Source organism: Mycobacterium sp. SMC-8, from assembly GCF_025263565.1.
Classification (GTDB): Bacteria; Actinomycetota; Actinomycetes; order Mycobacteriales; family Mycobacteriaceae; genus Mycobacterium.
Map to the genome: position 1 here is coordinate 5035378 of NZ_CP079865.1, position 16130 is coordinate 5051507.

15 protein-coding genes are annotated in these 16130 nt (G+C 65.2%); 6 read left to right on the forward strand and 9 right to left on the reverse strand.

All coding sequences use genetic code 11. The features are described 5' to 3' along the window. Positions 1-217: 217 nt before the first annotated feature. From KXD97_RS24330 to ctaD, 4 genes are all read right to left on the reverse strand, one after another. Complete coding sequence (locus KXD97_RS24330; RefSeq protein WP_011893701.1) at positions 218-2404, reverse strand: acyltransferase family protein; 2187 nt, start codon at positions 2402-2404, stop codon at positions 218-220. A gap of 103 nt (positions 2405-2507) precedes the next feature. Continuing rightward, positions 2508-3488, reverse strand: coding sequence for a c-type cytochrome biogenesis protein CcsB (ccsB, locus tag KXD97_RS24335; protein ID WP_011893700.1), 981 nt, complete (start codon positions 3486-3488; stop codon positions 2508-2510). A gap of 169 nt (positions 3489-3657) precedes the next feature. After that, positions 3658-4152, reverse strand: coding sequence for a hypothetical protein (locus tag KXD97_RS24340; protein WP_041800675.1), 495 nt, complete (start codon positions 4150-4152; stop codon positions 3658-3660). A gap of 148 nt (positions 4153-4300) precedes the next feature. Then, positions 4301-6046, reverse strand: coding sequence for a cytochrome c oxidase subunit I (gene ctaD / locus KXD97_RS24345; protein WP_099962915.1), 1746 nt, complete (start codon positions 6044-6046; stop codon positions 4301-4303). 510 nt (positions 6047-6556) lie between these two features. Here ctaD and KXD97_RS24350 point away from each other — a divergent pair. The 3 genes from KXD97_RS24350 (at position 6557) to KXD97_RS24360 (ending at position 9184) form a co-directional block, all read left to right on the forward strand. After that, positions 6557-7576, forward strand: a complete 1020-nt coding sequence (locus KXD97_RS24350) for a M23 family metallopeptidase (protein WP_011893697.1) — start codon at positions 6557-6559, stop codon at positions 7574-7576. 280 nt (positions 7577-7856) lie between these two features. After that, complete coding sequence (locus KXD97_RS24355) at positions 7857-8243, forward strand: BlaI/MecI/CopY family transcriptional regulator (RefSeq protein WP_260752986.1); 387 nt, start codon at positions 7857-7859, stop codon at positions 8241-8243. After that, entirely contained in the window at positions 8240-9184 is a 945-nt protein-coding gene (locus KXD97_RS24360; protein ID WP_260752987.1) for a M56 family metallopeptidase, read from the forward strand. Before KXD97_RS24355 ends, KXD97_RS24360 begins: the two co-directional genes overlap by 4 nt. A 121-nt stretch (positions 9185-9305) precedes the next feature. Here the strand turns inward: KXD97_RS24360 and KXD97_RS24365 are convergent, their stop codons facing one another. Continuing rightward, complete coding sequence (locus KXD97_RS24365) at positions 9306-9509, reverse strand: hypothetical protein (protein ID WP_260752990.1); 204 nt, start codon at positions 9507-9509, stop codon at positions 9306-9308. A gap of 237 nt (positions 9510-9746) precedes the next feature. Between KXD97_RS24365 and KXD97_RS24370 the strand changes: the two genes are divergently transcribed. Continuing rightward, positions 9747-10313: a DUF305 domain-containing protein gene (locus tag KXD97_RS24370; RefSeq protein WP_011893694.1), complete on the forward strand. Its 567-nt coding sequence runs from the start codon at positions 9747-9749 to the stop codon at positions 10311-10313. A gap of 62 nt (positions 10314-10375) precedes the next feature. Here the strand turns inward: KXD97_RS24370 and KXD97_RS24375 are convergent, their stop codons facing one another. The 4 genes from KXD97_RS24375 to KXD97_RS24390 all read right to left on the reverse strand — a co-directional run bounded on the left by KXD97_RS24375 (position 10376) and on the right by KXD97_RS24390 (position 13760). Then, positions 10376-11371 (reverse strand): cytochrome c oxidase assembly protein, encoded by a 996-nt coding sequence (locus tag KXD97_RS24375; RefSeq protein WP_011893693.1) that lies wholly within the window; start codon positions 11369-11371, stop codon positions 10376-10378. Between the two features lie 70 nt (positions 11372-11441). Then, positions 11442-12164 (reverse strand): TlpA disulfide reductase family protein, encoded by a 723-nt coding sequence (locus KXD97_RS24380; protein ID WP_011893692.1) that lies wholly within the window; start codon positions 12162-12164, stop codon positions 11442-11444. 646 nt (positions 12165-12810) lie between these two features. Next, entirely contained in the window at positions 12811-13170 is a 360-nt protein-coding gene (locus tag KXD97_RS24385) for a hypothetical protein (RefSeq protein WP_011893690.1), read from the reverse strand. Further along, a complete protein-coding gene (locus KXD97_RS24390) occupies positions 13167-13760 on the reverse strand; it encodes a heme-copper oxidase subunit III (protein ID WP_011893689.1) in 594 nt (197 codons plus the stop codon). Before KXD97_RS24390 ends, KXD97_RS24385 begins: the two co-directional genes overlap by 4 nt. 294 nt (positions 13761-14054) lie before the next feature. On the opposite strand from KXD97_RS24390, the gene ripC reads away from it, so the two are divergent. Both ripC and KXD97_RS24400 read left to right on the forward strand, forming a co-directional pair. Next, positions 14055-15146 (forward strand): peptidoglycan hydrolase RipC, encoded by a 1092-nt coding sequence (gene ripC, locus KXD97_RS24395; protein WP_396884552.1) that lies wholly within the window; start codon positions 14055-14057, stop codon positions 15144-15146. Positions 15147-15398: 252 nt separating this feature from the next. Next, positions 15399-16040 (forward strand): copper resistance CopC family protein, encoded by a 642-nt coding sequence (locus tag KXD97_RS24400; protein WP_260752999.1) that lies wholly within the window; start codon positions 15399-15401, stop codon positions 16038-16040. Positions 16041-16130: the final 90 nt, after the last annotated feature.

Consider the following 16130-nt stretch of genomic DNA (forward strand, 5'->3'; position numbering starts at 1 on the left):
CTCCCTCTCGTCTTGTGTAGCCGCAGCAACGCACCCTGAGGGGACTCTGCTCGCCGCCGCATTATCTACGTACCTAGATAGTACTTGTTGGTGGCGTCGCGATGGTTGGAATGTGGTGGCGATGGACTACGTGAATCCGCTCTGGAGAAACGATGGCAACCGAGCAAGCTCTAACAGCCTCAAGCAGAACGCCCATGGTGCGCGCATCACGGCCCCGCTAGGGCCACCATCCCGTCAAAGCACCAATCCTGCGCCCGAGTTCTGGCGCCATGGACCGCACGTACGTCGCCGTCAAGTGGTGAGAATCTCGGTAGATCAGGATGTTCCCTTCGGCGGCTCGGCAATAATCGTCGCGACACATCGCACTACTCATGTCGATCACTTTCATCAGCGGGAAACGATTCGTGAGATCTGCAGCGGGATTGACGTCGTCGAGGACGAGCGCTCGTGGCATGCCACACGTCGTCGCGTCGCCGCCGTCGGCCAGACAGTCGCGAGGGAAGAAAGGTTCGCCGTTGCGGACCAGCCACGGTGTATCGCGCATGCCAAGCACCTTCACACCGCTTTCTGCGAACGCCTGCCAGATCGGCAGGTACACATCTGGCATGACGTCGCCGGGTTGCGTATCCCGTGGTCGTGTCACGGTGGTGAACACGAAATCTGGTCGGTCGGCGACGATCTCGCGCATGGCGGCTTGAACCCAATCAAAGCACTGCGGGTACGGCTCTCCCGACCCCGGAATACGGGGCGCTCGCTCTCCTGATAGGGGGCAGCCCATCTTGAGATAGGTCACGACCTTGAAGCCGTACAGCCGGCCGAGCAGGTCCAGCGCAGTGATCCAGTGCTCGGCGTGCGAGCCGCCCGCCACCGCGATGGTGCGGGTCGCGGTTTTGGAACCAAAAGCGCACTCGCGCAGACTCGGGTCCGCGAAGTCGCTGATGCAGCTGTCGGCGGTGCTCTGCGGCAGGTCGTCCTTGGCCTCCAGGACCGTCGGCCGCATCGGCAGCTTGGGGACCTTGGCGTGGTCGATCAGCGCGCGTGCACCGGGGTAGTCGCGGGGCGACAGCCCGGCCAGCTCCTCGCCGTTGGCGCGCTGGACCGCCACGTGCTCGCGCCAGGTGAACGACGCCGCCGTCAGCGCCACGCCCAACAGCGTCACCACCGAGCCCAACACGATGGTGGGCCTAAGCAGGCGCGTGCGCAGCGGTACGGCGGCCTTCGCCTTTTTGGCCGAGCTGGTCGCACGCAGCCGCAGCGGCACCTCGATGTAGCGGGTCGTCAGCCAGGCCAGCACCCCGGAGACCAGCAGGACGCCCGCGCCCTCGGCCAGGTTGGCCTGTGCATGTCCGCTGTAGGCGAGCCAGAAGATCAGCAGCGGCCAGTGCCACAGGTACAGCGAGTAGGCCATCGCGCCGAGGGAGACGAACGGCTTGGTGGCCAGGAGGCGGTTCGGCAGGGGCATCCGGCCGTCGGCGCGGGCGAGGTGCGGGTCGGCGGCACGGTTGGCGGCGCTCAGGATGAGCAGGATGGTCGCCCCGACCGGGACCAGCGCCCACGGTCCGGGGAACTCCGCGACGCCGTCGATGAACGCGCCACACGACAGGATCGCGGCCAGTGCGAGCACCGAGACGAGGGTCCGCAGCCACATCGGCCACCGGACGTGCTGCACCAACGCCCCCGCCAGCGCCCCGAGCAATAACTCCCAGGCCCGGGCGAAGCTGTTGTAGTAGGCAGTGGTCTGGTCGGCCTGGTGCGCACCGATCGCGTACACGAATGAGGCGATGGTGAGCGCCGATAGCAGGACGATCAGAAGGACCCGCAGGTGCCTGCCCACGAGTAGGCGGCGCAGCAGGAAGCCGATGCCGAATACCAGCAGCAGGAATGCGAGGTAGAACTGCCCCTGCACCGACATCGACCAAATGTGCTGCAGCGGGCTGACCGCCTCGCTCGCGCGCAGGTAGTTCGCTGCCGTGCTCGACAGTTCCCAGTTCTGGTAATAGCCGAGGCTCGCGAGGCTCTGATCGGCGAACGTCTCCCACCGGGTCTCGGGCTGAACGAGGATCGTCAACCCCGCGGAGGCCGCGAGGACCACCACCAGCGCGGGAAGCAGGCGCCGGACCAGACGCCTGACCTCGGGCACGGGTGCCAGGGAGGCGGTCGACGTCAGGGCGGCGCGCAGCAGCCGGCCGCCGAAGAAGAAGCCGGACAACGCGAGGAACACGTCGACGCCACCGGAGACCCGGCCGAACCACACGTGGAACACCGCGACCAGCGCGATGGCGATGCCACGCAGGCCGTCGAGGTCGTGGCGGTAGAACCCGGGAGCCCCAGTGCCCGTCAAGGCAGGGGCGGGGCGCCCGGAATCGGTACGCGGCGCCGTCCGGGGCGGGGCGGAGGTCAGCATGGTCGTCGAGACGACACCACGGGAGTCATGAGTTCAGCCGCGGTCATGACGCGGCCAGACGAAACTGGTGTGCCGAGTACGTCCGCACCCTCTGGCCTCGACGTCAGCCCACCCCGGCGTAGGAGTGCAACCCAGCAATCACCAGATTGATGAAAAACAGGTTGAAGACCATCGCCACGAAGCCGGCCACGTTGATCCAAGCAGCCTTCCTGTCACGCCACCCCGCGGTGGAGCGGGCATGCAAGTAGGCCGCGTAGGCAACCCATGCGATGAACGACACCGTCTCCTTGGGGTCCCAACCCCAGAAGCGTCCCCACGTCTCCTCGGCCCAGATCGCGCCGAAGATGACGCCAAACCCGAAAGTCGGGAACGCAAAGATCGTGGTGCGGTAGGCGATCCTGTCCAGAACTTGTGCATCGGGCAACCTGGACATGATGCCCGCGACGTACCCGTTCCCCCCGTCGCCCCGCAGCTCACCATGAGTCGACGTCTTGGCCAGGAACAGAATGCTTGCCACTCCGGCGACAAGGAACACACCGGAGCCGAGGCTCACCACCGACACATGAATAGGCAACCAATACGACTGCAGCGCAGGCATCACGGGCGCGGCGTCGGCATACAGCCACTTGCCCGACACCGCGAGCAGAATCAACACCGGGATCAGGACAAACACCCACAGCGCGCGAAACTGCGGGCGGCGCAACACGACTGCCGCGGCGACGAGGCCGCACAAGCAAGTCAAGTTGATGAACTCGTACATGTTGCCCCAGGGGGCACGCGAGGTCGCCAAGCCGCGCAGGACAATGCACATCAGGAGTAAGACGGTACCCACGAAGACCACGGCTATTCCAGCACGCTCCATACGTTCTGCCCGCGATCGCCGCGGCATCTCGGTGACGACACCCGGGCTTGCGCTGTCGAGCGAGACCCCTACAGGTGCCATAGACCTCTCGAGTGTCCTTGTCCGACCGATCGCGAAAGTCGCTGCAAGAAGCAACAATGCAAGCGTCAGCACGCCCACCGCTGATGCGTACGCCCAGTCCGAATACAGCGCCAGAGATTCCCGTGTGCCAACTACGTTCACGTCTGAGATCTCACGCTGCCGTTGAGGACTATCGGCGTAGCGTAGCCAGACCACAACCTCGCTCGTCTGCCTCCGCTCGTCTCGCCTCCCTGCGATCGTCTCTGCGAGCGCGACGTCTGTTTACGGTATTGGACCCTGTGTGCGGTCGGCTGCCGCGACCCGAAAACGTTCACGGCGTGCCCAGCCCGCCGCATGACGGAGGTTCGGGAGTGTCGAGAAGAAATCCGAATCCATTGAGCCGCATATCTGCTCGCAGCGATGGACTCGGTCGATTAGCTGATAGCCATGCCCTCAGCGCGTCGGCTTGTTGCTCCGGGGAGGCATCCGCCACGCCAGCGTCGTCGAGGATGAAGTAGCAGAGGGTTGCATCGCCGAAACAACCGTTGATCATGCTTACGTCGGCGGTTGCCTTCACGTCGGCTGCCATGACGCGGAGTTCGAGGAGCGACCACTCGGGGTGAGACCCTGCACCTGGACGCTGCCGCAACCACTCGTGGAATTCCTCGTGCAGCTCGGACGGCAGTGGATAACCGCTGCGGGACAGGGCTTTTACTACCACCAGAATGGCCATGCTCGGCTCACCAACGTGTAGCGCCGTGAGCGCCGTCACACGCTGCGCTTCCGTAAGGCAGGGTTCGGCGGCCTCCCACATCACCTCGGCCATCTCGAAGTCTCCCCGAATCATGTAGGCCTTTTAGGTGATTCACCGACCCGCTGCGGCCTCAACAGCGGCATGAGGCCGCCTCGGCAGTGACCGCGCATCAGGCTGGAATAGCGCGCGCCTTTGCATATCAGCATTGTGGCCGATCGGTTTAGGTGCGCACTTGAGCGTCGTCGAGCCGGGTAACGTCGCCGTCCTCGGGTCCGTGCGAACGACCCACGTGTGCCTCGCGGCGCATCCGGTCGATCATGTGCGGATAGTGCAGCTCGAACGCCGGGCGCTCGGAACGGATGCGGGGCAGCTCGGTGAAGTTGTGCCGCGGCGGCGGGCAGCTGGTGGCCCACTCCAGGGAGTTGCCGTAGCCCCAGGGGTCGTCGACGGTGACGACCTCGCCGTAACGCCAGCTCTTGAACACGTTCCACAGGAACGGCAGCGTCGACAGACCGAGGATGAACGCACCGATCGTCGAAATCACGTTCAGCGTCGTGAACCCGTCGCTAGGCAGGTAGTCCGCGTAGCGACGCGGCATACCCTCGTTGCCCAGCCAGTGCTGCACCAGGAACGTGGTGTGGAAACCGATGAACGTCAGCCAGAAGTGCAGCTTGCCCAGGCGCTCGTCGAGCAGGCGGCCCGTCATCTTCGGGAACCAGAAGTAGATGCCCGCGTAGGTGGCGAACACGATCGTGCCGAACAACACGTAGTGGAAGTGCGCGATCACGAAGTAGCTGTCGGTGACCTGAAAGTCCAGCGGCGGGCTGGCCAGCAGCACACCAGACAGACCACCGAGAAGGAACGTGACGATGAAACCGATGGAGAACAGCATCGGTGTCTCGAACGTCAACTGCCCCTTCCACATCGTGCCTATCCAGTTGAAGAACTTGATGCCCGTCGGGACGGCGATCAGGAATGTCATGAACGAGAAGAAGGGCAGCAGCACCGCGCCGGTCGCGTACATGTGGTGCGCCCACACGGCCACCGACAGTGCGGCGATACCGAGCGTCGCGTAGATCAGCGTGGTGTACCCGAAGATGGGCTTGCGGCTGAACACCGGGAAGATCTCACTGACGATGCCGAAGAAGGGCAGCGCGATGATGTACACCTCGGGGTGACCGAAGAACCAGAACAGGTGCTGCCAGAGCAGCACACCGCCGTTGGCAGGGTCGTAGACGTGCGCGCCGAGGTGCCGGTCGGCGGCCAACGCAAACAGAGCCGCGGTCAGCAGCGGGAACGCCAGCAGCACCAGAATCGACGTCACCAAGATGTTCCAGGTGAAAATCGGCATCCGAAACATCGTCATGCCCGGCGCACGCATACACACCACGGTGGTGATCATGTTGACCGCGCCTAAGATCGTCCCCAGCCCGCCGACGATCAGGCCGAGAATCCAGAGGTCGGCGCCGGCGCCTGGCGAATAGATAGCACTAGACAAGGGCGTGTAGGCGGTCCAGCCGAAATCCGCGGCGCCACCGGGGGTGATGAACCCGGCAGTGGCGATCAGCGCACCGAACAGGAACAGCCAGAACGAGAACGCATTCAACCGAGGGAACGCCACGTCAGGGGCGCCGATCTGCAGCGGCAGCACCAGGTTCGCGAAGCCGAACACGATGGGTGTCGCGTAGAACAGCAGCATCACCGTGCCATGCATGGTGAACAACTGGTTGAACTGCTCGTTGGACAGGAACTGCAGGCCGGGCACCGCCAATTCGGTGCGAATAAACAGCGCCATCAACCCGCCGATGAGGAAGAACGCGAAACACGCGACGCAATACATCATGCCGATCAACTTGTGATCAGTGGTCGTGATCAATCGGTAGATCAGATTGCCCTTCGGGCCCATCCGGGCGGGGAAGGGGCGGCGTGCCTCCAGTTCCCCGACCGGTGGCGCATCGGCGACCATAAGACTCCTCCCGCCACGGGCCCGGACCCCGTTTCGAATCTACGGACTACATACGTAGGATATCCTACTGCGTAGGTTAGTACTAGCTTGTGTAGTTGGAAGTGCTGGACCCATCAGTGAGCCACATCGCCCGGTGACGGGCGTCCTGCCGGGGCGGGTGCCGAGCCAGCACTCGCACCCGCTCCGGCCCAGCCCCTTCGAGCCGACCTCCGGTGCGTTAGGGAGGTGCCAGTCTCGCGGCGCGGGGAGCTGTATTGAGGTGTCACGAACGACGTCCGAGCCTGACGGTCGTCCTTAATCTGGTTCTACTACGTACGTACTTAGCAAAGTAGCTCCTCACGTTGTTGCGTGCGTTGCTGATTAAACCGATTGCGTCCCAACCCATTAAGTAACGTGTGATGTCAGGCGGGGGCGTTCATCGGCGGTTCGTGACTTGCCCAGTAGCCGGTGTTGGGTTAGCGTCTCGCCAACCAGATAACGAATCGGTAACGGCAAAGGATCGACTTCGAAGTGGTGCACCACCGACTCGCGCGACCAGACGCGCCGGCCGATCGTGGGGCCACTGACGTCACCGAGATCATCGCCTTCGGCGAGTTCGGCGCGTTGCTGGATATGGCCAATTGTCGCAGCGATCCGTTCGCTATGGACTTCGAGGTGTTGAGCGCACCGGAACTCGACGACCTCAACGATGTGGCCGATGAGTCGCCACGGCTGCTGCTCCCACCGAAAGGTGCCACGAAGGCAGCGTCACCGACCGTGCCGGCTCCCGTCGGCGGGGCACGTCTTAGGGAACGTCCACCGCCGTCTCGGGCGCAGTCGGGCGCTACCCTCCGCGCATCTGGCGGAGCGCATCGACGAACCCCCGCGGCCACCGGTGCGGTGCACAGCAGGTTGGTCATCACTGCTATCGCCGTCGGCGCGATCGCCGCCGCAGCGAACGCAGCGGTCGACGAAACCGAGGCGCAGCAGCCGGTTTTGGTCGCCGACTCTGCGGCGTCCCCGACTGCCCTCCCCGACGCCTCGGGGATGCAGATCATCCCTGTGGCAAACGGTTTCGATGCTGGGATCCATCGACAGGAATTGGCCAACGGCGCGGCCTTCGCTCAGGAGCGGGCGCAGCGGGAGGCGCGACTTCGGCGCCCCCAGTTCACCTTTCCTGCCCGAGGCATCCTGACATCGGGCTTCGGAGCCCGGTGGGGCACCCTGCACGCCGGACTCGACATCGCCAACGCCGTCGGCACTCCGATCTACGCCGCATCCGATGGCGACGTGATTGCCTCCGGTCCGACACCGGGTTTCGGCATGTGGGTCAAGATCCTTGCCGCGGACGGCACAGTTACGCTCTACGGTCACATCGACACCACGATGGTGCAAACGGGCCAGCGGGTGATGGCCGGCGACCAGATCGCCACCATGGGCAACCGAGGCAATTCGACGGGACCGCACCTGCACTTCGAGGTGCACCGCAACGGATCGGTCAAGACCGATCCGATGGCGTGGTTGGGGGAACGGGGAGTGCCTAACGGCTAGGGCAGCTGCCTGACCGTCTACACAATGCGAGCACAGCCGTCTCACGAAGACAACTCCCCAGGAGAGGCCGGGCGATCAGAGGCGGAAGGCCCGGCCTCGCCGCCGCATCGCTAAAGCATGCCCGCTGCGGAAAGCTAGCAGCCAGCTACTGACGTCAGTAGAATCACGTCGAGCCCGGCTGGCCGCCGCGCGATCACAGTCGGCGCCGTGTGCTCACTTCAGCGCCGGCACACCGATCGACACCGTAAGCTACCTACTGACCAATTCAGGAGGTTCGAACATGGCTCGGGTGCGTGGCTTCGGAGAACTCGAGGCGTCAATCATGGATCGCCTCTGGAACCGAGACCCCGAGGCCGACAGCACGGTACGGGACATCTTCGACGAGTTGAGCACCGAACGCCACATCGCGTACACCACAGTGATGTCGACGATGGACAACTTGCACGGAAAGGGTTGGCTGTCGCGTGAACGCGACGGCAAGGCTTACCGCTACCGGCCGACCCTGACCCGCGAGGAGCACAGTGCACGACTCATGCTGGAGGCACTGAGCGGCGGCGGTCGATCAGAGGCGGTCCTGAGTCATTTCGTGGCGCAGATCGACGCCGAAGAATCCGCTGACTTGCGTGCTGCGCTGCGGCGCCTGGCCCGCAAGTCAAGTCGCCGATGACCGTCGCGGCGGCGTTGCTGCTGTACGTCGCGGCAGTCCTGTCCATCGGACCGAAGGTGCTGGTCCACATCACCGCCGACGGCGGGGCTCCGCGCCTGGCGATAGCCGCGTGGATCACCGCTGTCGTGACGGTTCTCGGCTGCTCGGTTGCCGCCGCCGCGCTGCTGCTCATCGAAGCCGCTGGGCATTGGGACAGCCCCGACGCGCTGCTCGTCACGTGCCTAGAACGTCTGCGCGCCATTCTCGTCGGCCACGCCGGGTGGCCGGCACGAATCGTCGCAACCGTCGCGGTAGCCATCGCGGTCGGAAGTCTGATCGCCGTCGTCATTCGCCTGAGCCGCGCTCTGGGCCGGATGCGCACCCACACCTTCGCGCACGCCGACGCCGTACGCCTGGTGGGCAGGTCACACGGAAGCGACGTCGTGGTCATCGAGGCATCCGAGCCTGCGGCGTATTGCGTGGCGGGCCGCCCACCGGCGATCGTAGTGACCTCCGCAGCTCTTGCCGCACTCAATGAAAGCCAACTAGCGGCCGTCGTCGCCCACGAGCGTGCTCACCTCGACGGCCGGCACGCCTACATCGTTGCCGCGGCGCGCGGCCTGACCGCCGCGCTGCCCACATGCGGGCTCTTCGCGAGCGCAGCCAGCCACATCAGTTCTCTGTTGGAGATGTGCGCCGACGATGCGGCCGCTCGTCGCCATGGCCGTCAGCCGCTGCTCGCGGGGTTGTTGACCCTCGCGGGTGCCACCGCCCCGGCTCAGGGTCTGGCCGCCGCCGGTATCGCCGTGCTCGCCCGTGCCGAGCGGTTGTCGAAGCCACCACGACGGTTCGCCCGCATCCAGACCCAAGTCACGCTCAGCGGTGCAGTAGCAGCGATGGCCGCCACACCCTTGGCGATCGTCACTCTGTCGCTATCGGGCGTACTGATCTGCTTCGCGTGAGCGGCTCACCGCGCTTAAGGACTTCACGACATTCTTGGCGCATCCAAATACCGCGCTGCACGGCGTCGTTGCGCCGTAAATGCGGCTACGGCAGGGTCGTGGCGCTTCAGCGGCTGGCTGGCTAGAGGTGCGGGAGGCCGCCCATGCCCGCAAGGTGAGCGGCGGCCGGGTCGGCCACAACCATGGCCAACACCGCCAAACCCAGGGCCAACAGTAGCGCCGTCGCGATCCATCGGCGGGCCAGTCGACCCGTCGGCCGCACGTGACGCTGGTGAGGCCAACTCGACCGCGGTCCGTGGCAGGACACGGCCAGTGCGCTCTTCACACCACCAATCTACTATGTGACTACGTATGTGGCCATTGCTTCGCATTTTTGCGTTACGAGGGTCGGCGATGGGGTCACCCCTAAGGTGTAGGCGGCCTTCTGACCGGGCTTCGGCGGGCAACGATATCACCGTCGCTCCATGCAGGCGGCGATGAAAGGGACCGCGTGCGCGACGATCTGAGAACGGGCACCGGGCGACCGGTCCGCGCGGCGTGGGTGGCACTCGCAGGTGTGACGATGATCATCGTCGCGGGCTGCGGCGACACGGACCGTGTGTCGTCGCCGGGTCCTTCGAGCGCCGCGGGTGCCGTCGCCGACCAGCCGCACACTCGGTTCGACGTCTTGTTCGCCTTCGACATCATCGACCACAGCGGTCAAGCTGTTGCATTGAGCAATTCGACCACCGTCAAGCAAGGCATCGCACCCGAGATCCGGGACATCGCCAGACAAATCAGCGCGGGCAGCACCACCTACGTCAACGAGCTGCAGGCGCTCCTCGTCGATTGGGGATTCACCCCCATGACCGTCGGGCCCCGTCCTGCGGCGGGCAAGCCCAACGTCGCAGTTGCGCCGGGTGAACATCCGCTCGCCGTGGACGCCGACGTCCGTCGCGTCACCAGCGCGACCGGGACGGGTGCGGCGGGCCAATATCTGGAGTTGATGATCCGACAGCACCGTTTCACGATCTCGGCCGCGCGTGACCAGCTGGAAGCAGGGTCGAATCCTCGGGCGATGGCGATCGCGCGATCGCTCATCGAAAGCCAGCAAAGCGAGATCTCCGTCATGGAGACCCTGCAGCCCTGACGATGTCGCTGGCGACCTGGGTCTGGCGTCGAATTGATGGCCGCCGCGTTGTCGTCACGGCGTCAGTCGTGCTCGTTGGCGGTGCTCGGCACGTCGGTCGGTGGTCGCCGCTGTTGGTGCAGTCCGCGCAGAAACGCGTTGTAGGCCGCCAGTTCCGCGTCGTCGCGTTCGACGTCGGCCTCTCTTTTCTTCGACTCCGACTCCTCATCACGGCGCCATCGGATGGCGAAGATCACTGTGGTCAGCAGCGCGACGGGCTCGCCGTAGGACCACGCCAAGGCGCCAGCAACCCCCTGGTCGGCGACGGGGTCGACGTTCCAGTCCGGCGGAGGTTGGGCGAAGGTCTCGGTGAGCGTGCGCGGTGCCATCATCAGGATGACGCCGATGAAGACGTGCAGCGGCATTTCGACGAAGATGTCGAAGAAGCGGCCCAGGTTGCTCTGCCGGACCGGCAAGGGACCGGTCGACAGGATCGGCAGGATGAACAACATACCGCTGGTGAGGAAGAACACCTGCAGTGTGACGTGTCCGGCCACGCTGGACGCCGCCGCGTCGAAGAGGTCGGAAAGGTACAGGCCGTAGTAGCTCAACAGGAACACCGGAATGGTGAAGCCGGGGTGCAGCACGATCCTGCTCGCCCGGCAGCGCAGGCCGCCCAGCGCGGCGATCACGACGTAGCGTCCGAGTCCACGATGAGGCGTGGACCTGAGGAGCAGCCGGCCGGGCGCACCCAGCACGAGCAGCGGCGGAACGAGGATCGACAGCGTGAGGTGCTGGAACATGAAGGCACTGAACAGTCGGTAGCCGTAGCCGTCAATGGCCAGGCCCGTCACCGCCGCCAAGGCGATACAGCCGGCCAGGAAGCTCGCCGTGCGCGTCCACGCCCATTGGCGGCCCCGGCATCTGATGACTCGAACGGCAAGCAGGTACCACACCGCCAAAACAATTGCCAATACCGGCAGTATCGGAACCGGCGGCGGTAACCAACCGAGCATCGCCCATAGCGACGGCGGTGAGGTGGGGAGCACCACCTGACCGATCACGGGGCAGCCCACCATCGAGTCGCGGCGTTGCGCCCGAGTGTCGGCCGCGCCCCGCGGCGACGTGCAGCCGGGGCGGGGTCGCCGTTCATCGCGGGGGCCCTGAGCCGGTTGTGGTCTCGGCGGCGAGGCGACGGACCACCGGTTCGAGATCCTCGGCGAGCAGCGCCCGCAGGAACACCGCGGCGACGCGATGCGACCGGTCCAAGACGATGGTGGACGGGATGACGGTGGTGGGATATCTCGCGCCCAAGGCGATCATCGTGCGCATCGGTGGGTCGTAGATCGACGGGAAGGTGACCTTGCGATCGACGATGAAGTCAACCGCAGCTTGGCGGTTGTTGTCGCGGACGTCGATGCCCAGGAAGGCGACTCCCTCGTCCCGGGTCGCGTCGTACACCCTTTGCAGCTCCGGCATCTCGGTGCGACAGGGACCGCACCACTGACCCCACACGTTGATCACCACCACCTGCTCGGCGAAGTCGTCAAGTGACAACGTGCGGTTGGGGTACATCAGGTCGGGTCCGCGTATCAGCCCCGGGCGACCACGACTCTGCGGCGGGTCGTAGAAGATGTCGACCTGCCCGCCCGGCGACACGAACTCGAACGTGCCACCCTGCGCGACGGCGTCGTCTCCGCTGGAGCATCCGGACACTGCGGCGCCGAGCAGTACCGCGCTCAAACCCGCGACGATGCCACGCCGTACCACCAGTGACCAATGTATCGGGGGTCGCATCCGTCGCCGACGCTCAACGCCCACGTCCAGCCTTGACGGCGACATTCGGGGCGCATCGGTGAGTCGACGAGTCATTCAAGTGCCACTCACGCTGGGTTGCTCCGATACGGGCCCGCCGAGTCGAAGCCGCGCGACGTGGTGCGTGACCCGTGCATCGACACGACGACCTCCGTGACTGGACGTTGGGCGCAGGCACCGCGGCCGCTCGAGCGAGCACCGGCGGCGCCCCTGCTGCCAGGGCCGGTCAGCCCGGCACCTTCTACGTAGAGACTACGTAAATGGTAGCGCAATGGCTTCACGGCGAATGACGGGACGACATTGATGAGGCGTTTCAACAATGCGGGCGATCTATTGGCGCAGGAGCGTCTGGTGGCCGACGCTAACGCCGTTGGCAATCGTCGGCGGAGCCGCGATCATCAGAGCGTGCAGCGGTCTACCAACGCCGCGGCAGGCGCAGCGATCCGAAGGGTCGTCGATAAGGGCACCCCCTTACGATCTGCGTGTTCCGGACTTACAGACGTCGGTCACCGAGGGCGACGTCGGAGATCGGTGGAGTCGTCGGTTACGGTCAGCGCTGCTGCCGGGCGTGCTGGGCCTGACGATGACCGTGGGCAACGGGCGTCAAGACGATGCCATCTCCGTGGGCTAGGACAAGACGCCGACCGAGAGGGGGCACTTGATCCGTGTTGTCCGACGGCTGATCATTCACTCGCCGTTCAGGTCACGGGCCCCGGCTGAGTTGATGGCGTACCGGTTTGCCTGCTCTCAGCATGATGACGGCGATCGCGATCAGTCCGATGACGGCGCCCGCCAAGATCCACAGCGCCGGATTCACGCCTTCAGGTTGTTGACCGGTGTGCGTGTCGTCGTAGGAGTGTTTGGTGGGTGTTGGGCCGGCGGAGTGTGTTGGAGCTATCGAGGAGGTCTGCCCCGACGTCGGCTCGGCGGCGGCGGTCGGCGCGCCGGTCGAGGCGAGCCCGACGAGTGCGGCGGCGACTGCAACGACGGGGGCCAACTGCGCGAGCCACCTCCCGGCCTGCGGGGGTCGTCGACACCACCTGCGCGGCATGCCCAGGGTCATCTCACGAAGTAGATGGTGGCAAAGAGCGCGATCCACACGATGTCGACGAAGTGCCAGTAGTAGGACACCACGATGGCCGCCGTCGCTTGGGCGGGGGTGAACTTGCTCATGCGCGTGCGAATGAGCAGCAGGATGAAGGCGACGAGACCGCCGATCACGTGCAACCCGTGGAAACCCGTGGTGAGGTAGAAGACCGACCCGTACGCGCTGCCGGCGATCGTCGTTCCCTCACGCACCAGGCTGATGTATTCGTATCCCTGGCCGAGCACGAAGATCAATCCCATGAGCAAGGTGACGACGTACCACCGGCGCAGGCCGAACACGTCGCCGCGTTCAGCGGCGAAGACACCCATCTGACAGGTGAACGACGACGCGATGAGGATCAACGTCACCGGCACCGCGAGCGCGAGGTTCAGCTCGGTGGGCGGGGGCGGCCACTCATCGGCCTGGGCGCGAGCGGTGAAGTACATCGCGAACAGACCGGCGAAGAACATCAACTCACTGGACAACCACACGATCGTCCCTACGGCGACCATGTTGGGCCGATTCAGCGAATGAACCCGTGCCGTGATGGCGGTGCCACTTGTCATGTCGTCCCTCGTCAAGCCAAGTCCGCAGACGGTCTACTGAGTCGCTACCTACTATTGCACACAGTAAATGTGCGACAGTTGCGTCGTTGGATGCCGTGGTGCGATTCGACCGGAACATTCAGCGGGAGTTCGCTTTTGAGCCCCGCCCGGCGCGACGGAGCATGCGCAATGGGCGCGTACGGCCGAGGAGCATCGCCCTGGGCGTGGACATTGAACGCGGTTACTCGTAATCTTTCCGTGACCTACGTAGCTAGACCATAGATGTCCCTGCGGTGTAAGGACTGTGTTTTGAGGATGAACCGCCCTGCCGCGGTATGCCGCTCGGCGGGTGCTCTCGTCATGGCAATCGTGCTCGCACTGACTCTCGGCGACTCTGCCGGGACTGGGTGGGCCGACCCGGCTGCCGACGCCCTGGCTCGATTGACGGAGTTCTCACGAGAAGCCGAGCGGACCACGGAAGCGGTGTATTCGGCCGAACTGGACCTCGAGGCGAAACTCGGGGCGCAGCGCAGGGCTGAGGATCGTCAACGCACCGAACTCGAAGCGATGACCGCGGCGCGAGCCGACCTCGGTGAGTATCAGGCCGCCGTGAATCAGGTGGCGGCCGCGGCGTACATGGGTGGTTCGACCAGCACGATCAGCGCGGCGCTGACCGCGGAGTCCCCCCAACGCCTGCTCGACGAACTCTCCTCGAGCAGGGTGATGGCCACTCACATGTCGAACCGCATCAGCGCCTTTCGCGCCGCATCAACCCGTGCCGACGAAGCCGCGCTCGCGGCGCAGTCATCAGCGCTGGCAGCTCGTACTGCCGCGGAGCAGGCGTCGGCCGTCCGCGCGGACCTGCAGTCGAAGCAGAGCCGGCTGCGAACACAGATCGCCGAAGTAGAGGCGCTATACCGCGCACTGACCCCCGATCAACGTGCAGCGCTCGCGGACCCTGGGCCGATGCCGCCCGCGCCGCCGGTCCCGCCAGCGGCCAACCCGGCCATCATGGCGATGCCCGAGGCGATACCACCGGTGGGGCCGGGTCCGTCCAGCTCACCCGAGGGGACCGGGGTCGTGCAGGCGGCGTTGACCCGTGTGGGTGCGCCCTATTCGTGGGGTGCGACAGGACCAGATGCCTTCGACTGCTCGGGGCTGATCAAGTGGGCGTTTCTGCAGAATGGTAAGTCGCTCCCGCGGTCGAGTCAGGCGCTCGCGGCGGGCGGACAACCCGTGGCGACGACCGAGGTACAGCCCGGCGACATAGTCACCTTCTACTCGGACGCCTCACACGCGGGCATCTACATCGGCGATGGGAACATGGTGCACGCCTCGACGTACGGCACTCCGGTGAAGGTGGCGCCGATCTCCTCGGCGCCGATCTACAACGTGCGCCGCTACTAGCCAGCTACCACAGCGTTGCCCGCTCCCGCGGTTCCCGGGAATGTTCCAGTCGCCGAGCCCGTCGGTACCGGACACGGTGGGTCCCACCGTGTTTACAACTTTGACGACATCGCGGCGTTTGGTGTTGTCGTAGAAGCACTTGTTATCCAGCGTGAGGCATGCGTGAACTGACGTTGGCGTTGTCAGACGGGAACATACACTCATGTGCGCGGACCGCGTGTTGGCACGACGGACGCGAGCCCAAGGAGGACCGTGAACCTGGCCACGCGCGCCGTCATGACCACAATGGTGGCGCTGGGCTTCTGGCTGTGCGGAGTCGGAGTCGCTGCCGCGCACACCTCACTCGTGGGTTCTGACCCGGCCAAGGACGCGAGCGTAGCTTCCCCATTGACCGCCGTCGTGCTGATCTTTTCCGAGGAAATCAATCCAGCCTTCGCGGACGTCGCCGTCACCAGCGCCGATGGTCGCAACTGGGTATCGGGCTCGGCAAACGTCGAAGGGCCGCGCCTCACGGTCGCCGTCGGGCCCGACCGACTCACAAACGGCCTGTTCACCGTCAGCTACCGCGTGGTCTCAGCAGATGGCCACCCCGTCTCCGGCTCGTACACCTTCACCATCGCCGGCGTCCCAGAACAGCCGTCACCCACAACCGCGCCAGCCCGTGCAGCACCCAGCACCGCTGAGCCGTCTCCTCCGGCGCCCGCGGCGACCGCAGGTTCGGACACCAAGGCGTCTGTACTCACAGCAGCCGGCGCCGGTCTGGCGCTTGGCGGAGTGATCGCGTTCTGGCAAAGTAGGCGACACCGCCGGAAGAACGCAGCAGAACACCCCCGATCTGAACCCGGGCGCTCTGGAGGGCAAAACACATCACCTCCTTCCGATCGACGAGATTGACGTCGTAAAGCTCAATCATCACCCCTCGCGCGTGTCATCGTCGCGGACAGCAGTGATCGCCTGACCGCACGGCGAAAGTTCGACTGGGAT